22 protein-coding genes are annotated in these 22,471 nt (G+C 49.9%); 8 read left to right on the top strand and 14 right to left on the bottom strand.

The window, feature by feature from the left end; all coding sequences use genetic code 11:
- The first annotated feature begins 260 nt into the window (after window positions 1-260).
- From ldtD to QEN31_RS14655, 3 genes are all read left to right on the top strand, one after another.
- The gene (ldtD, locus tag QEN31_RS14665) at window positions 261-2,105 is read left to right on the top strand and encodes a L,D-transpeptidase (RefSeq protein WP_064239937.1); all 1,845 of its coding nucleotides are present in this window, start codon (window positions 261-263) and stop codon (window positions 2,103-2,105) included.
- A 259-nt stretch (window positions 2,106-2,364) separates the two neighbouring features.
- Window positions 2,365-2,913 (top strand): YcbK family protein, encoded by a 549-nt coding sequence (locus tag QEN31_RS14660; RefSeq protein WP_000357052.1) that lies wholly within the window; start codon window positions 2,365-2,367, stop codon window positions 2,911-2,913.
- A gap of 27 nt (window positions 2,914-2,940) precedes the next feature.
- A complete protein-coding gene (locus QEN31_RS14655; RefSeq protein WP_001109471.1) occupies window positions 2,941-3,588 on the top strand; it encodes an MBL fold metallo-hydrolase in 648 nt (215 codons plus the stop codon).
- 61 nt (window positions 3,589-3,649) lie between these two features.
- Here QEN31_RS14655 and aspC read toward each other — a convergent pair whose 3' ends face one another.
- From aspC to QEN31_RS14635, 4 genes are all read right to left on the bottom strand, one after another.
- Complete coding sequence (gene aspC / locus QEN31_RS14650) at window positions 3,650-4,840, bottom strand: aspartate transaminase (RefSeq protein WP_000462653.1); 1,191 nt, start codon at window positions 4,838-4,840, stop codon at window positions 3,650-3,652.
- A gap of 184 nt (window positions 4,841-5,024) precedes the next feature.
- Window positions 5,025-6,116 carry a porin OmpF gene (ompF, locus tag QEN31_RS14645; RefSeq protein WP_000977713.1) on the bottom strand — a complete coding sequence of 364 codons (1,092 nt, stop codon included), beginning with the start codon at window positions 6,114-6,116 and terminating at the stop codon, window positions 5,025-5,027.
- Between the two features lie 606 nt (window positions 6,117-6,722).
- Window positions 6,723-8,123, bottom strand: a complete 1,401-nt coding sequence (asnS, locus tag QEN31_RS14640; RefSeq protein ID WP_000117870.1) for an asparagine--tRNA ligase — start codon at window positions 8,121-8,123, stop codon at window positions 6,723-6,725.
- 200 nt (window positions 8,124-8,323) lie between these two features.
- Window positions 8,324-8,785, bottom strand: a complete 462-nt coding sequence (locus tag QEN31_RS14635) for an Lrp/AsnC family transcriptional regulator (protein ID WP_000762342.1) — start codon at window positions 8,783-8,785, stop codon at window positions 8,324-8,326.
- Between the two features lie 316 nt (window positions 8,786-9,101).
- Here QEN31_RS14635 and dpaL point away from each other — a divergent pair, with 316 nt between their 5' ends.
- Window positions 9,102-10,316 (top strand): diaminopropionate ammonia-lyase, encoded by a 1,215-nt coding sequence (gene dpaL / locus QEN31_RS14630; RefSeq protein WP_000544849.1) that lies wholly within the window; start codon window positions 9,102-9,104, stop codon window positions 10,314-10,316.
- 244 nt (window positions 10,317-10,560) lie between these two features.
- Window positions 10,561-11,997 carry an alanine/glycine:cation symporter family protein gene (locus QEN31_RS14625; RefSeq protein ID WP_000893207.1) on the top strand — a complete coding sequence of 479 codons (1,437 nt, stop codon included), beginning with the start codon at window positions 10,561-10,563 and terminating at the stop codon, window positions 11,995-11,997.
- Between the two features lie 77 nt (window positions 11,998-12,074).
- Here the strand turns inward: QEN31_RS14625 and pncB are convergent, their stop codons facing one another.
- The 10 genes from pncB to QEN31_RS14575 form a co-directional block, all read right to left on the bottom strand.
- Window positions 12,075-13,277, bottom strand: a complete 1,203-nt coding sequence (gene pncB / locus QEN31_RS14620) for a nicotinate phosphoribosyltransferase (RefSeq protein WP_000191399.1) — start codon at window positions 13,275-13,277, stop codon at window positions 12,075-12,077.
- Window positions 13,278-13,471: 194 nt separating this feature from the next.
- Window positions 13,472-14,764 carry a FimB-specific integrase Int gene (gene int, locus QEN31_RS14615; RefSeq protein WP_001262306.1) on the bottom strand — a complete coding sequence of 431 codons (1,293 nt, stop codon included), beginning with the start codon at window positions 14,762-14,764 and terminating at the stop codon, window positions 13,472-13,474.
- Between the two features lie 44 nt (window positions 14,765-14,808).
- On the bottom strand, window positions 14,809-15,057 hold the full coding sequence (xis, locus tag QEN31_RS14610) for an excisionase Xis (RefSeq protein WP_000065276.1): 249 nt from the start codon (window positions 15,055-15,057) through the stop codon (window positions 14,809-14,811).
- 40 nt (window positions 15,058-15,097) lie between these two features.
- The gene (locus QEN31_RS14605; protein ID WP_001237031.1) at window positions 15,098-15,337 is read right to left on the bottom strand and encodes a DUF4060 family protein; all 240 of its coding nucleotides are present in this window, start codon (window positions 15,335-15,337) and stop codon (window positions 15,098-15,100) included.
- Between the two features lie 42 nt (window positions 15,338-15,379).
- Window positions 15,380-16,537 carry a RecT family recombinase gene (locus QEN31_RS14600; RefSeq protein ID WP_001539618.1) on the bottom strand — a complete coding sequence of 386 codons (1,158 nt, stop codon included), beginning with the start codon at window positions 16,535-16,537 and terminating at the stop codon, window positions 15,380-15,382.
- On the bottom strand, window positions 16,500-19,385 hold the full coding sequence (locus QEN31_RS14595; RefSeq protein ID WP_000017133.1) for a RecE family exodeoxyribonuclease: 2,886 nt from the start codon (window positions 19,383-19,385) through the stop codon (window positions 16,500-16,502). The genes QEN31_RS14600 and QEN31_RS14595 overlap by 38 nt, the downstream gene beginning before the upstream one ends.
- A 126-nt stretch (window positions 19,386-19,511) precedes the next feature.
- Window positions 19,512-19,811 (bottom strand): hypothetical protein, encoded by a 300-nt coding sequence (locus QEN31_RS14590; protein WP_001668146.1) that lies wholly within the window; start codon window positions 19,809-19,811, stop codon window positions 19,512-19,514.
- A gap of 21 nt (window positions 19,812-19,832) precedes the next feature.
- A complete protein-coding gene (locus QEN31_RS14585; protein WP_000917564.1) occupies window positions 19,833-19,991 on the bottom strand; it encodes a YdaE family protein in 159 nt (52 codons plus the stop codon).
- Entirely contained in the window at window positions 19,984-20,244 is a 261-nt protein-coding gene (locus QEN31_RS14580; protein ID WP_014344008.1) for a hypothetical protein, read from the bottom strand. The genes QEN31_RS14585 and QEN31_RS14580 overlap by 8 nt, the downstream gene beginning before the upstream one ends.
- Window positions 20,245-20,293: 49 nt before the next feature.
- Window positions 20,294-20,704 carry a helix-turn-helix domain-containing protein gene (locus QEN31_RS14575; protein WP_001038966.1) on the bottom strand — a complete coding sequence of 137 codons (411 nt, stop codon included), beginning with the start codon at window positions 20,702-20,704 and terminating at the stop codon, window positions 20,294-20,296.
- A gap of 119 nt (window positions 20,705-20,823) precedes the next feature.
- On the opposite strand from QEN31_RS14575, the gene QEN31_RS14570 reads away from it, so the two are divergent.
- The 3 genes from QEN31_RS14570 to QEN31_RS14560 all read left to right on the top strand — a co-directional run bounded on the left by QEN31_RS14570 (window position 20,824) and on the right by QEN31_RS14560 (window position 22,471).
- Window positions 20,824-21,063: a helix-turn-helix domain-containing protein gene (locus QEN31_RS14570; RefSeq protein WP_000370145.1), complete on the top strand. Its 240-nt coding sequence runs from the start codon at window positions 20,824-20,826 to the stop codon at window positions 21,061-21,063.
- Window positions 21,029-21,403, top strand: coding sequence for a CII family transcriptional regulator (locus QEN31_RS14565; RefSeq protein ID WP_001574095.1), 375 nt, complete (start codon window positions 21,029-21,031; stop codon window positions 21,401-21,403). The genes QEN31_RS14570 and QEN31_RS14565 overlap by 35 nt, the downstream gene beginning before the upstream one ends.
- 84 nt (window positions 21,404-21,487) lie before the next feature.
- A complete protein-coding gene (locus tag QEN31_RS14560; protein WP_000062941.1) occupies window positions 21,488-22,471 on the top strand; it encodes a replication protein in 984 nt (327 codons plus the stop codon).

The raw sequence follows: 22,471 nt of genomic DNA, 5'->3' as shown, positions 1-22,471 counted from the left end.
ACAAGTTCTGCTTTATCATTAGCCTGGGGCGGCGAAAGCCGCCTTTTTCTTTATCTGAAAAATCTCTCCGGGTAGTGCATTTTCTTTAAACTTCTTTACATTAGGTTAGGCAAAAACGTAACGAACTTTATATACTGGAGTTAAGCCTGACGAGTGAGCAGGCTGACTCGTCATACTAAACAAAAGCATTGGTTGCGGTTGACCCGCGCTGCGGGCAGCACAGTCATGCGGAGTATGATAACGAAAACAGGGGGCAAGGGATGTTGCTTAACAAGATGTGTGGTCGTTGTCTGTCGGCAATCAGTTTATGCCTGGCCGTAACATTCGCTCCACTGTTCAATGCGCAGGCCGATGAGCCTGAAATGATACCTGGCGATAGCGCCGTTGCCGCGCCGGATCTGGCTGGGCCGCAGAAGCAATCAGCCGCGACGGCGATTATGGCCGGGATTCAGCCGCTGCCGGAGGGCGTTTCAGCCGAGAAAGTCCGGGCTGATTTACAGTCGCAGCTTCCTTCCGGCTATACGCCGGTCTATATGAGCCAGCTGACATTGCTGTATGCCGCGCGCGACATGAAGCCCATGTGGGATAATCGCGATGCGGTGAAAGTCTTCCAGCAACAGTTGGCGGAGGTGGCGATTGCCGGATTCCAGCCGCAGTTTACCGCCTGGGTGGCATTGTTGACCGATCCCGCCGTAAACGGTATGGCGCGCGATGTTGTGTTGTCAGACGCCATGATGGGCTATCTCCATTTCATTGCGAATATCCCCGTCAAAGGCCAGCGCTGGTTATATAGCAACAAACCTTACGCATTGACGACGCCGCCAGTCTCGGTGATTAACCAGTGGCAAATCGCGCTGGAAGAGGGCCAGTTGCCGATGTTTGTCGCCAGCCTGGCGCCGCAGCACCCACAGTATGCGCCCATGCATGATGCGCTGCTGAAGCTGGTGGCGGACTCTCGCCCGTGGCCGCAGTTGACCAATACCGCGACGCTGCGCCCGGGACAATGGAGTAACGATGTGCCTGCGCTGCGCGAAATATTACAGCGTACGGGGATGCTGGATGGCGGTCCAAAGATAGCCTTACCCGGCGATAACACTGCTGATAGCGCCGTCGTCAGCCCCTCCGCCGTGGTCGACGAAACATCGGTGGCGCACGACGAACCAACGGCCCGCCGTAGTAAGCCGGCTCCGGCGGTACGCGCCGCCTACGATAATGAACTGGTCGAGGCGGTAAAGCGTTTTCAGGCATGGCAAGGGCTGGGGGCGGATGGCGTTATTGGCCCGGCGACGCGTAACTGGCTTAATATGACCCCCGCGCAACGCGCAGGCGTACTGGCACTGAATATCCAACGTTTACGCCTGCTGCCAGCGGAACTCTCTACCGGTATTATGGTAAACATTCCCGCTTATTCGCTGGTCTACTATCAGAATGGCAACCAGGTGCTGGCTTCGAGGGTGATCGTCGGGCGTCCCGATCGTAAAACGCCGATGATGAGCAGCGCGCTGAATAATGTGGTGGTGAACCCGCCGTGGAACGTTCCGCCCACGCTTGCGCGTAAAGACATTTTACCGAAGGTGTGGAATGACCCAGGCTATCTGGAGCGCCATGGCTACACCGTGATGCGCGGCTGGAACAGCAAAGAAGCGATCGATCCGTGGCAGGTTGACTGGGCCACCATTACGCCATCGAATCTTCCGTTCCGTTTCCAGCAGGCGCCAGGCGCGCACAATTCGCTGGGGCGTTATAAATTTAATATGCCGAGCTCAGATGCGATCTATCTGCACGATACGCCTAACCATACTCTCTTTCAGCGTGACGCCAGGGCGTTAAGTTCCGGCTGCGTGCGGGTCAATAAGGCCTCTGAACTGGCGAATATGCTCTTGCAGGATGCTGGCTGGAACGATGCGCGGATCTCAGGCGCCCTGAAGCAAGGCGACACGCGGTATGTCAATATCCGGCAGAACATTCCAGTAAATCTTTACTATCTGACCGCGTTTGTCGGCGCAGATGGACGTATGCAATATCGTACAGATATTTACAATTACGATCTCACAGCGCGATCCAGCGCACAAATTGTGCCAAAGGTTGAACAATTAATCAGGTAAATGAAGAAGTTCTGGTAAATATGTTGTCCTAATGTTTGGCTTCAACGGGGCGTTTCGCTGTAGACCCCCGTTGTGGCTGGGGGAGGGCCATCTTGACGCGGGCTTTATCGGAAGTTAAGGTGCCTTTCGTGCGCCAGAAGTGCATATACAACAACCTTTAAGTCGACCGGGCCGTTCAGAAGTCTGTGCCAGCCGGTATCATGTCTGCTTAAAGGTAGAAGTGTATTAACGATAACATTGACCTGTAGACCTGATTATCATGGACAAATTTGACGCTAATCGCCGCAAGCTGCTGGCGCTTGGTGGTGTCGCTCTCGGCGCCGCCATCCTGCCCGCGCCAGCGTTTGCCACACTCTCGACCCCACGCCCGCGCATTTTGACGTTAAACAATCTCCATACCGGAGAGTCAATCAAGGCGGAGTTTTTCGATGGAAGAGCCTACATTCAGGATGAATTAGCAAAGTTAAACCATTTTTTCCGTGACTATCGCGCGAATAAAGTCCGATCAATCGATCCCCGCCTGTTTGACCAACTTTACCGACTTCAGGGGCTGTTAGGGACGCGTAAACCTGTGCAGCTCATCTCAGGCTACCGTTCTCTTGATACCAATAATGAATTACGCGCCCGTAGCAGCGGCGTAGCGAAAAAAAGCTACCATACAAAAGGGCAGGCGATGGATTTTCATATTGAAGGCGTGGCGCTGAGCAATATTCGCAAAGCGGCGTTATCTATGCGCGCAGGTGGTGTAGGATATTACCCACGTAGTAACTTTGTGCATATTGATACCGGGCCGGCGCGGCACTGGTAATCAGCGAGGCTTAATCAAAGGAGCAGTATGAACTATCGTATTATTCCGGTCACCGCGTTCTCCCAGAACTGTTCATTAATCTGGTGCGAACAAACCCGGCTGGCGGCGCTGGTCGATCCGGGCGGCGACGCGGAAAAAATTAAACAGGAAGTGGACGCCAGCGGCGTGACGTTGATGCAAATTTTACTCACGCATGGGCATCTCGATCATGTCGGCGCGGCGAGTGAACTGGCGCAGCATTACGGCGTTCCTGTTATCGGTCCGGAAAAAGAAGATGAGTTCTGGCTGCAAGGACTGCCGGCGCAAAGTCGCATGTTTGGTCTGGATGAGTGTCAGCCGCTGACGCCTGATCGCTGGCTGAACGACGGCGATCGCGTCAGCGTAGGGAATGTGACGTTACAGGTGTTACATTGTCCGGGACACACGCCGGGACACGTGGTTTTCTTTGATGAACAGTCGCAACTGCTGATCTCCGGCGATGTGATTTTCAAAGGTGGCGTCGGGCGCAGCGATTTTCCTCGCGGCGATCACACCCAGTTGATTGACGCCATTAAGCGTAAATTATTGCCGCTTGGCGATGATGTGACCTTTATTCCTGGCCACGGCCCGCTCTCTACGCTCGGGTACGAGCGTCTGCATAATCCCTTCTTGCAAGATGAGATGCCGGTCTGGTAAGCAGAATGAAAAAGCCTGCACATTGCAGGCTTTTTTATCGGTCACGCCAGTCGGCAGCTTTTTACAGTACCGCGACAATGGCTTCGCACAGCGGCGCCATATTATCCGGGGTCATGCCCGCCACGTTCACGCGACCAGAAGCCACGGCATAAACGCCGAACTCTTCACGCAGACGCAGCACCTGATCTTTGGTCAGACCGCTGAATGAGAACATCCCGTTCTGCTTGATAATAAAGCTGAAGTCACGGTTCGCGCCTTTTTCCTGCAAGGTATTCACGAACAGTTGACGCATACGCTGAATACGCTGGCGCATGTCCGTCAGTTCCTGTTCCCAGATAGCGCGCAGGGCGTCATTACTCAGGATAGTCGCGACGATGGACGCGCCGTGCGCTGGCGGGTTGGAGTAGTTAGCGCGAATGGCGGATTTCATCTGGCTAAAAGCGCGATCCACGGTTTCCGCATCGGCGGCAACGAGGGTGCAGGCGCCGACGCGCTCATTATATAAGCCGAAGTTTTTGGAGTAGGAGCTGGCGACAATAAGCTCTTTATGCAGCGCGGCAAAGGCGCGCAGACCTTCCGCATCTTCTTCCAGGCCGCGGGCAAAGCCCTGGTAAGCGAAATCGAATAGCGGCAGCCACCCTTTTTCAACGGAAAGCTCAGCCAGAACCTGCCACTGTTCCAGAGTAGGGTCAATGCCGGTTGGGTTATGACAGCAACCGTGGAACAGAACCACATCGCCGGCCTGTGCTTCGCTCAGGCTGGCTTGTAGCGCTTCAAAATCCAGCGTGTGATTTTCCGCATCGTAGTAAGCGTACTCCCGAACTTCCAGGCCGGCAGCGTTAAACACGCTTTTGTGGTTCGGCCAGCTGGGGTTGCTCACCCACACCCGTTTTACCGGAGTATTTTTTGCCAAAAAGTCGGCGGCAATGCGTAACGCGCCGGTACCGCCCGGCGTTTGCGCCGTGCGTGCGCGCTTATCGTTAATCAGCGCGCTGCCTTTGCCGAACAGCAGTTCCTGAGTGCAGCGAGCAAATTCCGGAATCCCGTCAATGCCGAGATAGTTTTTCGTCGTTTCATTTTCCAGTAAATACTGCTCGGCTTTTTTAACGCTGGTGAGCACCGGTGTTTTGCCGGTTTCATCTTTATATACGCCAATGCCAAGGTTAATTTTCCCTGGACGGTCATCGGCGCGAAACAGATCGGCCAGGCCCAAAATCGGGTCGGCAGGAGCGGCGGTTATGTTCTCAAACATGACGAGGTTCCATTATAGTTACAGAAGGGAAATCCGCTATCAGGTTAACGGCAGATTTACAAAATGCCAACCGTTAGCGCTAAAAAGCCCGCCTGTTTTTGAAAGACGCACATTTTCTCTAAGAGAGATAAAAAAACAGGACCGAAGTCCTGTTTTTGAGGCATAAAACAAAGGGGTCTGCTGATCAGAACTGGTAAGTAATACCGACAGCCGCCTGATCGTCGGTGCCAACGTAGCTGGAGCTGTAGTCGTTTTCGTCCAGCAGGTTGAAACGGTAGTCAACCCATACGTTCATGTTTTTGTTGAAGTAGTAAGTCGCGCCCGCCTGAATATATTTCGCCAGATCGGCCGAGCCGCCGGCGCCGTTCAACTGCTTACCTTTACTCTGCACATACGAGATTGCCGGACGCAGGCCGAAGTCAAACTGGTACTGAGCGACCACTTCCAGGTTCTGCGTTTTGTTTGCCATTTCCACGGTATCGGTAACCGTATTTTCAACAATGCTCATATTGCGGGTTTCAGCATATACGGCAGCCAGGTAGACGTTGTTTGCATCATATTTCGCGCCAACGGCCCACGATTCTGCGCGATCGCCATTACCATCGCGATCCTGCTGATCGTTAGTACGCTTGCTGTTGCTGTACGCTGCGGTGACGCCAAAGCCGTCGAACTCATATGCCATGGTGTAACCTACGCCATCGCCATTCTGAGAGTTAATGCTGTGGTTGTCCTGATTTTTACCCTGATACTGGATACCGAAAGAGAGACCGTCCACCAGACCAAAGAAGTCAGAGTTACGGTAGGTCAACAAACCGCCAGCACGGCTGGTCATGTAGTTATCAGTATAGGCGCCGCCCCAGGTTTCGCCGGAGAAGTAGGGGGCCATATCGGTATAGGATTCAACATCATAAACGATACCGTAGTTACGACCATAATCGATTGAACCCACTTCCGCGTATTTCAAACCCGCGAAAGCCAGACGGACCAGATTCGAGTTCTGCTGTTCGCCTTCAGCGCGGTCTGCTTTAGTACGGTATTCCCACTGACCGAAACCGGTCAGATCGGTGTTAATCTGCGTTTCCCCTTTAAAACCAATCTGGGCATAAGTCTGGTCGGCATTTTTACTATCGCCGGTCGTTGTCCATACGTGACGACCCACGGCTTTACCGTACAGATCCAGCTTATTACCATCTTTATTATAAATTTCTGCTGCGTTTGCGGTTGCAGCAGCCAGCAGGGCAGGGATCACCGCTGCCAGGATTTTGCGCTTCATCATTATTTATTACCCTCATTGGTTTTTTTATATGACACCTGCCACTGCCGTCAATAAATTCCGTCAATAAAACTTTACAGAAATATTGATGAGAGTTTGGTGTCTTTATGTGTCTGACAGGCATCTTTCCATTCAAACTAACGTTTCGCTACCGTGAAAGTGCTACAAAGATAAAGATTTGGTTTCAAAAGGAAATAATATGTAAACAAATGTTATTTTTACGGAACTTTGTGAACAACGTCAAACTTCCCCTGAGTTATCGTTTTGATTTGATCGTTTTTCTTTTATATCCATGATTTTATTGAATTTATTTGTTCGCGACACCGTTGTGCCTGAAAAAGCAGCTGACGAGCTATTTCATAAAAATAGCCATTTAGAAGTCTGGATGTCTGAAATTGTGGTGAAAAATTGTGCTATTAGAGCAGAAAAATCTAATCCGCAATAAAATTAAGGATTAATTTTTATGTGTAAATATTTTCGTGAAATATACAGTAACAAGATGTGGTAATTCAGAGGGTTGTAATTAATTTTATTTACTTATTGATAATAAAACTGACATTCAGGCGAAAAAAAAGGCCAGCATAGCTGGCCTTGAGTGTGACGTAAAAATCAGAAGCTGGCGTTGCGTGGGGTCCGTGGGAACGGAATAACATCGCGCACGTTTTGCACACCAGTGACGTAAGCGATAAGGCGTTCAAAGCCCAGGCCAAAGCCGGAATGCGGTACAGTACCGTAGCGACGCAAGTCGCGATACCACCAGTAATCCTCTTTATTCAGCCCCATTTCGGCCATACGGGCATCCAGCACATCCAGACGCTCTTCACGCTGGGAACCACCGATGATTTCGCCGATTCCCGGCGCCAGCACATCCATGGCCGCCACGGTTTTGCCATCTTCGTTAAGGCGCATGTAAAACGCTTTAATTTCTTTCGGATAGTTTTTCACCACTACCGGCGCTTTGAAATGCTCTTCCGCCAGATAACGTTCGTGTTCGGAAGAGAGGTCGACGCCCCAGAACACCGGGTTTTCAAATGTCTTACCACAGCGTTCCAGAATGGCGACCGCATCGGTGTAATCCACCTGAGCGAAGTCGGTAGAGACAAAACGCTCCAGACGAGCGATAGCGTCTTTATCCACGCGTTCGGCAAAGAACTTCATGTCATCCGCACGCTCTTCCAGAACCGCGTTGAAGACATATTTCAGCATGGCTTCCGCCAGACGGGCGTTGTCTTCCAGATCGGCGAATGCCACTTCCGGCTCCAGCATCCAGAACTCCGCCAGGTGGCGGCTGGTGTTGGAATTTTCCGCGCGGAAGGTCGGCCCAAAAGTATAGATTTTGGACAGCGCGCAGGCATAGGTTTCACCGTTGAGCTGGCCGGAGACGGTCAGGAATGATTCTTTGCCAAAAAAGTCTTTGTCAAAATCTACTCTGCCCTGGTCGTTACGCGGCAGGTTTTCCAGATCCAACGTTGAGACGCGGAACATTTCGCCAGCGCCTTCGGTATCGGAAGCGGTAATCAGCGGGGTAGAGACCCAAAAGAAACCCTGCTCATCGAAGAAGCGATGCAGCGCCTGCGCCAGAGTATGGCGGACGCGCGCTACCGCGCCAATCAGGTTGGTGCGCGGGCGCAGATGCGCGACTTCACGCAGATACTCAATGCTATGGCGTTTTGCCGCCATCGGGTAGGTATCCGGATCTTCCACCCAGCCTGCGACTTCTACTTTCGTGGCCTGGATTTCGAAACTTTGCCCCTGTCCCGGCGACGCGACAACCTTACCTGTTACTACCACGGAGCAGCCTGTCGTCAGGTGTAATACTTCTTCATTATAATTGGGCAGAGAATTATTAATGACAGCCTGTACAGGATCAAAGCAGGAGCCGTCATAAACGGCGAGGAAGGAGATGCCAGCTTTTGAATCTCGGCGGGTACGCACCCATCCGCGCACGGTGACTTCTTGGTCAACGGCTACGCGGCCCTGGAGTACGTCGGCTACAGGCACAACGCTCATAATATTCTCTCTAGTTAATAGTCGGAAAAAATAAACACTTGTCCACCCGAAATGGGGGTATTCCTATGTTACCTGGCATCTGCAATCAGACAAGCAGAAATCGCATCTGGAAGCAGGTTTTCAGAAAGAAACCTGTAAAAAGTTCGCACCTGCTCGCGAACCATTGAGAATTTAGGCTGGTTTTGCAAGCTTTGCGCACGTTACTCGATCAGGACGCGCATCTCTTGCTTGGCGTTTTGCATCACGACAATCGTTTTAAAAGACTTTATATTGCCTGAGGAAAAGAAAAGCTCACGGGTAAGCGCTTCATATTCCGCCATGTCACGAACATTGAGCACCAGTAAAAAGTCGAAATCGCCCGTTACGTAGTAGACCTGCTGCACCTGCGGGCAACTGACAAACCGTTGACGAGCCTCTTCCAGTAAATTGAATCGCTCGTTTTCGATCACCACCTGCACCACAATCGTGACCGGGCGTCCCACTTTGCCAGCATCAATAAGGCTGACATTGCCTTTAATTATGCCCGCCTCCTCCAGTGCCGCGATACGACGATTCACTGCCGAAGGTGAAAGATTGACCTGTTCGGCGATTTCCCGCTGAGAAAGACGATTATCGCGCTGCAATAATGTCAGAATGTTTTTATCCCAGGCGTCAAGCTTCATATCGCAAATAACCTCTTTAATGTGATGACTATCACTGTGCGCAATTTTGCCGCGTCCAGGCCGTTAAAAAAAGGTGAAAATTGCACGACGATGGGCATTTTCGCGCCATTTAACAGCAATAAGCATAGTACTATCATAATCAGCGGAATAAAGAAAAGGACGTAATAGATATTGTGCGACTCTTTTATCAGTACGTTTATTAAAGTGAGGATAACCACTACTACAGCCACAAAACGCGAGTTCTTTGCTTGTTTCTACTCAATAATTGACAAAAATATATTATTTCAATAAATAAACTTTAACAAAAGGTATCATTATGCATGAGCTTATTAAATATCAGTTTAATACACGTCGGAAAAAATATGGTACAGGAGCGGCCTTAAGTTTGCTTAACGGAAATGTTGGGCATGAGGTGTTAGCATTTCATAAAAAATTACCCAATTATGCCGTCACGCCGTTACATAATCTGGCGCATCTAAGCCAGCGGCTTGGACTAGGGTCCATCCATATTAAAGATGAGTCCTGGCGTTTTGGCCTGAATGCTTTTAAAGGTCTGGGCGGCTCTTATGCTGTAGGAAAATATCTCGCTGATAAATTGCAATGTGATATTAACTCGTTAAGTTTTGCTGCCCTTAATACTCCTGAGATTAAAGAAAAAATTAAAGATTGTGTTTTTGTTACCGCGACGGATGGCAATCATGGCCGTGGTGTGGCGTGGGCGGCAGAGCAATTAGGTCTAAAAGCCGTCGTTTATATGCCTAAAGGATCATCGTTAATCCGGGCAGAGAATATTCGCCATCATGGAGCTGAATGCACCATCACCGATCTGAACTACGATGATGCAGTGCGACTGGCCCATAGAATGGCGCAAACAAAAGGCTGGGTGCTTTTGCAGGATACAGCCTGGACAGGGTATGAAGAGATCCCAACATGGATTATGCAAGGCTATATGACACTAGCGGTTGAAGCTTATGAGCAGCTCGCAGAAACAAACAGTCCGTTGCCAACCCATCTTATTTTACAAGCGGGGGTGGGATCGTTTGCTGGCAGTGTTATGGGTTATTTTGTTGAAAAAATGCAGGAAAATATCCCTAATATTATTGTGGTTGAGCCGCATCAGGCCAACTGTCTTTATCAATCCGCAGTTATGGATGATGGTCAACCTCACTGCGTCACTGGCGATATGGCGACGATAATGGCCGGGCTTGCGTGTGGGGAGCCGAATATTATCAGTTGGCCTATTATTCGGGACAACACCAGTTGTTTTATTTCCGCTGATGACTGTCTGGCGGCTAAGGGTATGCGTATTTCTGCCGCGCCGCGTCCAGGTACGGATACGCCTTTTATTTCCGGCGAGTCCGGAGCTATTGGCGTAGGGTTACTTTATGAGTTGATGAACAATATGCATTATCAGGATCTTGCTAATCGCTTACAGCTTGATGCCAGTGCTCATGTTCTGCTTATTAGCACCGAAGGCGATACGTCCCCAGATATTTATGAAGATATAGTCTGGAACGGACGCAGTGCTTAAACATTACGACTAAAAAATTAGATAATAAAGGTAGCATGTAAAAATGCGTTTTTTATACGCATAATAAACCTAATGCAGGAAGCAAGACTTTATAACAATATACCATTAAAACGGCATTTAGTGAGTAAGGGATGCTCCTACCCGCTGACTTTCCAGTTTAGTGTTGTTGGCAAAATTCAGGATTACGCTGAACTGGAAAGATTATTTCTGAGACTGAACGAATTAATTTAAATCCGAGGTCATTATGTTAGAGCAACTTTCACAACTCTTTGAATTTCTATGGGGTGGCCCATTATTTTTGTGTGTCATCGGCATTGGTTTTTATTTTACAGTACGCCTCAATTTTTTCCAGATTATTAATTTAAAAGACATTTACCGTAATACAATTGGTACACTTGCCGGAAAAAATAAACAAAACACTACTGGCGAGGTAGCGTCTAAAAAATCCTTAAAATCAATAGAGGTGGCTGCCACTGTGCTATCCGGCTCATTAGGCGCGGGAACGATCGCAGGTGTTGCTGCGGCTATTGCGGTTGGCGGGCCTGGAGCAATTTTCTGGATGTGGATCATTGCGGTCGTGGGTATGATGACCAAAATGGTTGAAGTGACGCTGGCGGTGAAATACCGAAGTAAAGGTGAGAATGGCGAATATTATGGCGGCCCAATGCATTATATTAAGAAAGGGCTCAATAAAAAATGGCATCCCCTGGCAGGATTATATGCGTTTGCATTAATGATTCTGGTTATTACGGATGCCTGTTTTGTGCAAACTAATACGATGGCGGCGGTCATTCACTATACGTTTGACATCCCAACAAGCGTCATCGGAGGATTTATTGTCATCGTAGGCGCGTTGGTTATTTTAAAAGGACTCTCCAGTCTTGGTAAATTCTGTACGATTGCACTTCCACCGATCACCATTGCCTATTTCATTGGTGCCGCTGGTGTAGTGGTATTGAATATCGAGGCTATCCCACAGGTTATAAAAAGTATTTTCTATTATGCCTTTGCCCCTGCGCCAGCAGCCGGTGGCTTTGTCGGGTCAACCATCATGATGGCCATCAGTAAAGGAGCCAGTCGCGGAATATTCACTAACGAAGCCGGCATGGGTACCTCGGCCACAGTACATGCTACTGCCAACGTGGATTATGCTTTCCGTCAGGGAATGTGGGGGGCAGTGGAAGTATTTTTTGTCTCAATGATTACCTGTAACTTTACCGCATTTGCTGTACTTGCTTCTGGTATGTGGACAGACGCCAGTTATCAAGGTATTCAGATTATCTTTGCCGCCTTAAAAGAAACATGGCATCCGATTATTGTTCAGGTTCTCTGTCTCGGTGTGGCGTTGATTCTGTTTACTTCTTATCTTGGTTCATATATTAAATTTCGCACTTCGATAAACTATATCTTTGGCGATAAGCTAGAACGCATCATTAAATGGCTATATTTTTTGCCGCCACTGATTGCCGTTAATATGGAAATCCCGGTAATCTGGTTAATGGCTGATATTGCTGTCGGTTTTCTGGTTATCCCCAACGTAATTGCTCTGTTCTTGCTGCGTAAAGAATTTATTAGCGAATTCAATTTATTCAGAACGCGTACACAGCGGGACACTAATTCTGAAAAAACAACGCAAATTACGCACGTAAATATGTCGAAGAGTGAAGGGAAAGAGGAGTAACCATCGCGGCCAGAACAGGTAAGATGGTCAGAAGAGTAACAAAGCGCCCACTTTCCGGGCGCTTCGCACAGGCATGGTTAACTTGCTTTACGCACCTGCGGGAGATCGAACGCTTTACGCAGCGCGCGCACAAACGCTTTATCATGACAGATCGTTTTACCGGGGCTGTCGGAAAGTTTAGCCACCGGCTTTCCGTTACATTCCACGAGCTTAATCACGATATTGAGCGGTTTTACCTGAGGGATATCGCAGGTCAGGCGGGTACCGATGCCGAAGCTTAACTGCACGCGAGAGGCGAAATGGCGATAGAGCTCGACCGCCTTTGGCAGATCAAGGTTATCTGAAAAGACCAGCGTTTTTGTCAGCGGATCAATCCCCAGCTTTTCATAATGGGCAATCGCCTTTTCGCCCCATGCGACAGGGTCTCCTGAGTCGTGGCGTAACCCCTGATAACGGCTGGCGAATTCAATGCCGAAATCGCGTAAAAACGCATCCATTGTAATGCAATCTGTCAAGGCGATACCAAGCTGGTCCGGATATTCGTTAAGCCAGGCGGCCAACGCGGCACGCTGGCTGGTCGCCAGGTCCGGACTGATTTGTTGATGCGCCTGGAACCATTCGTGCGCCTGAGTGCCCATCGGCGTCAGCGCCAGGCGACGCGCGAGATCATAGTTGCTGGTGCCGACGAACCATGACTCCTGCTGGAGACGTTTAACTATCGCCTGCTGCACTTCACGAGAGAAACGGCGGCGGGTGCCGAAGTCCATCAGGTGGAAGCGGGACATATCGAGATTGGCGGTTAACGCAGTGAAATCAACCAGCTTACTTTCCAGCGCGTCGAGCGCCTGATCAACACCCGCGTTTGGCGAGCGGTAGTGATGAACCAGCTCACTGATCACGGCCAGCAGCGGCACTTCCCACATAATGACTTCACGCCACGGGCCGGTTAAGCGAATATTCAGCTTGCCGTTATCGTTGGTGACACAGACTTGAGCTGGGTTATAGCGAAACTCGCGTAACCAGTTCAGATAATCCGGTTTAAAAAAGGGCAGGCCGGAGAGCCACTGGAACTCGTCCTCCAGGAGGCGCAGGTGCTGCATCGCGTCCACCTGCTCGCGAATAGCATCGGCATAAATACCCAGCAGGTCGTCGCCACGGCAACGAAACTCAGCCGCTACCTGCACATCATAGTAGTGGTGAAAAACGGCTTGCTGCATATGCAACTTATAAGCATCTGTATCCAGCAACGAGTGCAGAACAGGAGAAGCGAATTGTGTCATAGGTGCGCTGTTGCGTCCTCTCACGGGAGCGTTTAGTACAATAAACAACTAAGAAAACCGCTGGAGTATACCTTGTTTAGCGATTTATTGAACCCCGATCACACCATAAGCTGTCTTTAGGGTCGAGCGCATTTCGTGCCCCATGTTATAAAAATGTAGCGATGCGACTGCTAACCCCTTGAATTTAAGGATTTCTACTGCGCTGCTACCATGCTTTGGGGCAGTGATGGGGCATAGCGGAAAAGTGCCTGGTTGAGCAGAGAAACCTGTTCTGCGCTCTTCTCTGACATCCACTTTCCATACACCTTGTAAACCATCTGTGCATCGGTATGCCCCATCTGCGTTGCTATAAAGTTTGGGTTAGCACCAGCTGATAATGACCAGCATGCATAGGTATGTCGTGACTGATACGCGTTACGGTAACGAATGCCGGCACGCTTGATTATCGGGGCCCAAATTTTATTAATGGAATTAACCGCGTAGTGATATCCTGTGCGAGGTCCACGTTTGACGCATTGAGGGCTGAATACGAACGTGCAGGGCTGAATGACAGATTGTCCATATTCCCGCAACTTCACTTCAACCTCAAACTGCCGGCCAAGGCGTGTCAACTGGGCCTGATTCCTCAGGGCATCAATAGCTGGTTGAATGAGATATATCACCCTGTCAGTACCTGCGTCGGTTTTTGGCAGGGTGAACTCATCCGTCTGGGTAAGGTTGCGCTTCACAATGATCGTCCCGGCATGCAGATCGATATCTTCCCAGGCCAGACCGCACAACTCCCCATGCCTCATTCCGGTATAGACTGCCAGTGACCAGAGATTTCTCATCTGCTGGTGTCCGCATGCCTGGATAAACCTGATGAACTCGTCTGTCGTGAGTGGATCTGGTTCCCCTTTCGCTTTCTTGAGACGGTTAATTCCGCTAAACGGGTTTTCCTTTGCATAGCCGTTATCTGTTCCAAACTGGAAGATCTCGGCCATCAGCATCATGTAATTATTCACTGTGGACGATTTCCGGCCTTTAACCTGAGTCCGGTGATCCTTCTTCATTACCTGAAAGCCCGTCAGCAACTCCTTCCTGACATACAGCAAATCCTCAGTAGTCACCGCAGAAACCATTTTGTTTTCGCCGATGAGTGGAAGCATGTTTTTTATGATAGATTCGTACCTACTCATGGTATTAGAGCTGATCTCCATTCTCTTCAGCTCGGACCATCTTTCGGTAAGCTCCAGCACAGTAATTTCCTTTCTATCCTGACCGAACCGGGCAAGGTTCGGTGAGTTTGGGAATTTTTCCACATAGTTAAAATTCCCCATCCTTATCGCAAAACAAACCGAAGAACGCAGTTCGCCAGCTATCTTGCGATTTTTTGCAGTGTCAGGGATACCAAGGTTTTCCCTGACACGTTTACCTTTATACAGAAACCAGATGCGGAGCGAACCGCCGTGGTTTTCGACGCCTGTCGGGTATGATGCATTAGCCATTAATCCCTCCTGACGTCCAGGAGCATTGACGAGTGTACAGCTTTTCATGTTGTCTTCGCACCTGGTTGATTTTTTTTCTGCGCCTCGATCCACTGATCAACGGCTTCTCTGTTGTATATGCATTCGCTCGAAGGCTTCGGATTTCCGTCTGGTGAAATGTGCAGGTACTCGCGGCCCAGCATCCAGGATTCTTTTCTGGCGCGGGTAATGGTTCCGGGCTTAAGCCCGGTAACCGCAATCAGAACTTTTTCGCTAACCCACTTGTTTGGCGTCAGTTGGATAATGTTGCTCATCGTTTTCTCCAGTGGCCCCGCAGCGGGCCATCGCTAATATTCAGTTTGCCTGTGCTGGCAGATTTCTAAGTTTCCGGACGCCGATCATTGCGGTGGCTACGTAGCTGGTGGCCCGGTTAACTACTTCAACAGGCACCTTTACGCCATCCACTACAACGGTGTAATTGGTAACGTGCTTTTGTCTGCCGTAATCGCCGAACTTTTCATGATGCGCCGCCAGTGCAACATCACATGCGCGACGGCCCAATGGCGATTGCTTACTGCGATTTATAAGGCGCATAAAACCTCCTCAGGCGGGAGGGCGTAACCCCTCCCGATGCAATTAGCCGATGTATTCCGGTTTCATATCGTCCAGGGTGACGCGGTACTTATCGTGCAGTTCGTCGCCAAGATGGCGTTTAGCAGCGCCAAGCGTGCTTTCAGCTTTAGCAAACATCTCTGCGGCTTCCGGTTCGCCAGGGTTTGGAATTGAGTTGATCACTGCCTCGACTTTGTTCTGTGCATCGACCTGGTAATAGCGCTTCACTGCTTTGTTTTTTAATTCGGTGAACAGCGCAGTACCCAGCAACGCTTTCTGTGATTCGATATCCGCACGGATTGCTTTTGCCTGATCAACGGAACTTGCTGTATCAATGCGTTCGCGAAGATCGTCGGCAACAGCATCAACGTTAGCTGCCGACTCCTGCGCGCTGGTCCTGGTGCTAACCTCGCTGGTGATTTCCTGTACGCTCATGCGCTGGACTGGAGCAGGGTTAATCTCGCGTTCTTCTCGTTGCTCAACCTCATCAGGGCTGTACACGCCGAGGATCACTTCCGGGCAGTACAGGCGAGCCCAATATTTAACGCCCAGATAGGCAATTTGCTGTTTAGGGTTTGAAACCCATAGCGGAGAATTGCGGGTAACAACGCCGGAGAGGTAAAGAGGTTCTCCCCAGGTGATTTCAGATTCACCTCGCAGAATGGCACCAACCTGAACGAACAGGCCGATCTCGTCCTCATCTGTCCAGCCACGAACGCGCTCAGTGACGGTGTACTTCCCATTTTTACCGTTTTTATCGCGTGTGATTTCCTGTGTCCTGGTGCAGCGCTCCCAGTCACCCCCATAGCGGTAATGAAAACGGCCATGAATGGCACTGGAGCTTGCGATTACTGCGTTGACCAGTTGTGCCTCGTAACCAAGAACACCGTTAACCAGGTGTGTTTTCTGAGCCACAGCGTAAGGGTTCATGCCCCATTGCATAGCCTGCATGACGATAGCCATACAGTCGGCTGGTTTCCCTGCAAGGTGTGCCGGTACCGTCACCTGTGAGTCTGCCATCAGGTTAGCGAAAGCTGTTAACTGACCCAGTGCCTGAACGTTAAAAATTGCGTTACTGGCAGAAATGGTGTTTGGTGCCTGCTGCTCAGTGGTAACAATATTTGTGTTTTCCATGATTTTCCCCTTATGCCTGTACGCGCAACGCTTCAAGGCGGCGCACATCAAAATCGTTCAGTTCGTCGGTGTAGTCTTCTGTGATAGGCGCTGACCATTCACCAGTGTCGAAGCCGTTTGCTATCTCTCGCATTGTTTTGCGGTATTCCAGCATGCCAAGTTCCAGCAACTCGGTAGACGCCTCAATGATGGCGACCCAGTGGTAGTTCTCGTCTTTGTTGACGAAAATCCAGAAAAACTGGTCCAGCGCCGCAGTTTCGCAGTACATGGCCGCGCTCAGGTGATAGTCCCGATCGATGATTTCCCGGTGCAACTTCGCACGCAGGCCTTCCTGCTTGATGTTCCACATGCTGATAGTTTTCAGGTCGGCGCCAATGCGCAGGCCGCCCATATCGAGCTCAAGGTCAGGGCGTACCCGAACTTCCAACCCGGTTTCCTCATCAATCCCAAAATAGCTAACCTCGACAGCGCGGCTTGGGTGAGTCAGCAATTTGCCGGCGGTCGGGTGCTCCAGCAGGGCTTTCTGAATGTTCAGCGCGGTGCTGAGCTGTTGGCGGGTGACCAGCACTTTCCCTTCGGTGTTCTCCCGCCACGCATCCAGCAATTCGTCGGCGAATACCACTGCCGGGTTGACTGATTTCACGGCCTGAATCAGATCGGCCTTCGTGCCAGAGACTTTCAACGGCGACGATTTTTGCGCTTCCTGAGCGACCAGGTCAGGGTTGATTATTGCCAGTTGCTCCAGCAGCGCGTCACGGCTGCCGCTGGTTTTAACCGGCGCGGGCAGGGTGACGTTGTACTCTTTGATGCAGGCTTTCATCGCCGTGGCTGTATGTTTGGTGCCGTTTTCAATGCGCTGGAATTCTTCGGGAAGCTGCTCATACGATGCATAGGTTTCATCTACCGAAGCTCCAAGCGGCATCTGCGACGGCAGGGTGGCGTTGTACTCTTCCAGCAGCGCTTTGATATCGTCAGCACTCAGCAGCGCTGGCAGGCTGGCGTTGTGCGCGTCGATGAACTCGCGCAGGGTGGCGGTGGTGGTGAAAGCACCCTCAGGGATCTCCGGCTCTACGCTGAACTCCGCTTCGAGGTTTTCCGGCTGTAGAGCCAGAGCATGTACCAGGTTGCCCATATCAAGCACTGGAGAGCGCTCTTTGACGATAGTTTTCTCTACGTGACGCGCGTTAAAGTACATCAGCGACACGCGAGCATCTTTCACCTGAGTTGAGCTGATCCCATTGGCGGCGTGGTAAACTTCGTTTGGTACACCTTCATAGCGGCCCGGCTCGAAGTATTCCGGCCAGGCTGCTTCTGGCTCTTCTTGTTGCGATTCCGGTACGTTTTGTTGCGCCTCAGCCTGATTCTGGTTCTCTACGGTAACTGCTTCTTTACCAGTACCCAGATCGTCTTCGCCTGCCTGCACCGCATCACCAGCCTGTTTTTCATCACTGTCAGCTTTTTGAACCTGCACATTGCTGGTGGTCTCCGGATTCGTTTCTGTGCCATGAGTTGATGAGTTCTGCATTAAAGCGGACACGTCGAAAATACCGTTGCCAACATTTTTAACCAGTTCAGGTTCGGTGGTCGGCTGGCTTGTCCCGGTTTTCACCCATTTTGGGTCGTTCGGGTCGCTGATGCCTTCCACATATTCACCGCGCGCGGCGGCAAGCTGTCGGTTGGCTTCTTCTACCGCGTCTTTTTCCGGAGTGTGTCGGGCAGCCGTGAGAGCTTCCTCGGTGGGGTTCTCGTGATCAGTCTCCGTTAAGTTGGCGTTGATATACCCCTGAAGGCGTCCGGGGTAGTGATAAAACTCAGGGTGTGCGCTTCGGATCAGCGCGAAAATAGCGGCGCGGGAATAATCCAGGATACCGGGCGTTGCGCGAAGTGCTGCGGACCATTCTTTGAACGGACTTTCCTTTTTCTTTACGATTTCTTTTGCGCGACGGTAAACGCTGCCAGGTAGCTCATAGATATTAAAGTCCATAGGCAAAGTGGCCATTGCAATCTCTACGTCCAGAGTATCGAGAGTGTGTTCGTAATCAGGGTTACGGTCAGTCTTATTGCCACCGCCAGCGTTGGCGCCGCTTTCAGTGCGTTGAATAGCCGATACACGGTTGCCTTTCGCCCACTCCTTAACGAGCAAACCGCGATCGATATGCTCCGTCTCGAACCATGTTTTAAGGAACTGGATAACAGTCGCCAGTTCAGGAGTTTTTCCATCGACAGGGAATACTTTTTTAACGGCATTCACTATTTTGTGAATGTCATGTTCAATGGCTTTCTTGAACGCTTCAACATTCTCGGCGGCAAGCAGCAGGTTCTGGACATATGAATTATCGGTGTCCATTTCGAGACGCAGAATTTCTTTTTTCTGGGAGGCGTCGACGTGATAAAGATACTCACCTTCACCTATGTACTGAGCAAGAACGCGGTGACGGAGAGGCATAGTTGCGACAACAGTCAGCTCGGGGGCTGGGGCTGTTGCCTGGGCAGGGCTGTTGCTTTCGTTACCAAAATTTTCGGTGTGGTCTTCCAGCACTTCGCCTGTTTCGGTATCAACACCATCGACGATATGCTGGCGCGCCGCGGCGGCGGCTTCAGATGATGGCAGGGTGACGCCGGGGATTTGCGTCCAGGTCATATTGTCTTTAGCGAGTTGATAGTAATCGCAGAAAGTGAGGCTCAGTTCGCCTTCCGGCGGCAGCTCGTTAACGACAGGGAAATTAGTAGCGACAGCTTTGAAATAATCTTTCAGCTTCGCACCGGATTTAATCAGAAGATAATCCAGTGTTGCATTTGCCGCTTCAAAATCATCACTGCACCAGAGTACAGCGTCTTTCTGGCCTGATGATTTCTTTGCTTTGCGGACTAAAAATACAGGATTAGTTCCACTCATTGTTTTGTCCTCAATTCGTGTAGAATGGAGGTGCCTTAACAGCACCCCGATATATCTGGTTGTTAGGTCCGGTTCGCTTTGGTCGGTTGGACCGGACAGGGCACGCCCGCTTCGGTGGGCGTTTTCTTAATGGATGGTCTGATAAAATTTTTCTGAGTAATCAAGCTTGTAACTTCGGTAATTACCAAACCCTGCTTGTTCTCCATCACTTACCTTGACTGTGAGCAGCGAAATGGCTTTTACAGCACAATGAGGACTGTCGAACTTTCCGAGTACATATCCACCGTCGAGATTTTCGCAATTGAATAAAGCAATGCTCTTATTAACTGCTTTCAGGTTCATTTCGATTTTTACGATTTCCATAATTTCTCCAGTCTTAAATTCAGGGTGTATGAAGCCACGCCAAATTAATGGCGAATTTTTCATTTCATATTTCGGATCTACTATTTAACTTTCGTGCGCCATCTGGTCGTATTCAGCACACTGCCTGGAACAATATTCCTTTTCTTTGCTCGCCAGTTGCGAGCCGTTGCGATAGAGAAGTGTGTTTTTTACTTCTTTGCCTTCATCAATGGATTTGCGGCAGTAACCGCATTGTTTAAGCATCCGGATCTCCTTTCTGCGCCAGCAGGTAGCAGAGGCGGCGGATTAAAACCTCAATCCGGTTGAGCGGGACAGCCTGCTGTCGAGCTGGTCTACGTGCGAAATCAATCATTCTCACCCTCGTTTGCCTTATCGCCGGCCAGCGGAACGTTTTACACCTGACAACGATGCGCTTGTTGTCGATGAAACTAACGATAAAACCAAAGGTTCGATTTGTAAAGCAAAAAGTGCAACTAAAAGTTCTATTTTGGAGCATAAAAATAGCACCTAAAGAGGTGCTACCTGTATGGATGAGTTCTTTGGTTCTATTTTTTGAGGTCGTTAATTAGATCAAAAACGTTGTTCTTCAGCAGATCCATCTCTTGGAGGACTGCTTTTGTATGGAGGATAACACGCAGTTTCTCTGCTTCCGGGAGTTGATTGAAAAGAGAAAGCAATGTTTCTTCTTTTTCATCAAGGACTCTGGGTTTAGGTTCAGCCCTTTCGCCTTCACTTTCATCCCCTGGCTCCATGAAGAACCAATATTCAGGCCTTCCGGTCACCGCCGATAACCTTTTCAAGCGCTCTCCGCTGGCTACAGACGTGCCAGAGGCCCACTTTCTCACAGATGTGTGAGAAAGCATTACGCGCCGTGAGAGGTCAGCCATAGACCAGCCGTTCTCATCCAGAACTTGCTGGATACGCTTGGCGAAAATGGGATGAAGATTTTTGTTCATATTCACATTTTACAACCTTCAGTTTCTTTATTCATTGGAACTATTAGATTGATTTTTGTTGGAACCTAAAGTTTTACGTGATAATCTCCAGCTACCAACTCGTAGAACTGGAGAGCCAAATGGACAACCAATTAAAAATCAAAATCAGTAACCACATGACTCAAATGAGCATCGGCGAACATTTTGGTATCTCGTCTCAAGCTGTAGGCAAGTGGCTGAGAAAAGGAGTAATTCCTCCCCGTCGCATCCTGCCGTTATGTGAAATTCTTGAATGGAAAGTCACTCCTCACGAGATTGACCCAGCAGCATACCCAAACCCAACCGATGGCTTACCAAGCCAAGAGGCATCAGCCAAATAACCATAGAGGATATTTACCCATGGAGAACGCAATTGCACGAAAGTTAGACCCACCAGAAATCAACCCGATTGAGATAGAGAGCGTCCTGCTCAACCGGCTTGCATCAGTAGGGCAGAAATCATACGCCGAGCATATGGGCATCAGCGAGTCGACAGTCAGCAGGCGTAAAGCTGAGGGATATTTCTGCAACATGGCGAAAGAGCTGGCTTTTCTTGGGATTCAGGCCGCGCCACCGGAAGCGGTACTGGTATCCAGAAACTATCTCACAGCAGTAGAGATTCTCGCTGATGCCGGGCTAAAGGCTGAACGAGCCAGGCCGGATGCGCTGGGGTGGGACTGAAAATGGCAGCAACTAAAAAGGCGAAAGCCGCGGTGAGGGGGCACCAACGGCTTTCTGGTGCAAAAACGGTAGGTAATTGCGGAGATGAGTATGTCAAATACCGCTGAAATATACAAATTCCCTGCGCCGATACCGACGCAACAGGAGTGCCGTATGGCTGATCTGGAAAATGGCTATTTACGTTTAGCTAATCAGATCCAGGACGCCTTGTGTATCGTTGAACTATCGGGGCGTGAGTTCCGTGTTTTGAATGCGATTATCCGGCTGACTTATGGCTGGTCGAAAAAATCAGATCGTATTGCCAACAGCCTCATTGCAGATAAGACAACACTGAAGGTAAAGCATGTATCCGAAGCGGTGCTGAGTCTTGCCTATCGTAACATCATTATCCTGCGCCGTATTGGTCAAACAAGATACATAGGGATTAATACAAACCTGGATAAATGGGCTTATTCCAAGCCACATTGCTCAAAATGTCCGGTGTCTTTTCCTGATGATGAAATTGCCACATGGATTATTTCTGTACCTGAAACCAGGGATAGTTATCCCCGAAAAGGGGGAAGGGCATCCCCGAAAACGGGGATAGTTATCCCTGAAAACAGGGATAGCGTTTTACCCCATTCAGCCATCCCTGAAAACGGGGATAGTTATCCCCGAAAAGAGGGAAGGGCATCCCCGAAAACAGGGAACACCAAAGACATTATTCCAAAGACAAATATAAAAGATCTAACCCCCTTTAATCCCCCTAAGGGAAAAGTGAAGTTTGATCCGTTGAGTATTCCTGTTCCCGAATGGCTGAATGCTGCGTCGTGGAACGAATGGGTCACATACCGCCAGCAATCCGGAAAGCCCATAAAAACCGAACTGACGGTAACAAAAGCTTTCAGGCTTCTGAAGGAGTGCCTGGATGAAGGCCACGATCCGGTAAACGTCATCAACACAAGCATTGCCAACGGCTACCAGGGACTATTCAAACCGAAGTTCGCTCTCAACGACCGAAGAGCTGGCAGAGATGTGAACCACATTTCTGCGCCAGACAAAACCATTCCTACCGGATTCAGGGGGTAA

The sequence above is a fragment of the Salmonella sp. SA15303 genome, assembly GCF_029962125.1.
Taxonomy (GTDB): Bacteria; Pseudomonadota; Gammaproteobacteria; order Enterobacterales; family Enterobacteriaceae; genus Salmonella; species Salmonella enterica.
The sequence above is the reverse complement of the archived record's forward strand: the minus strand, read 5'-3'. Positions and strand labels throughout refer to the sequence as shown.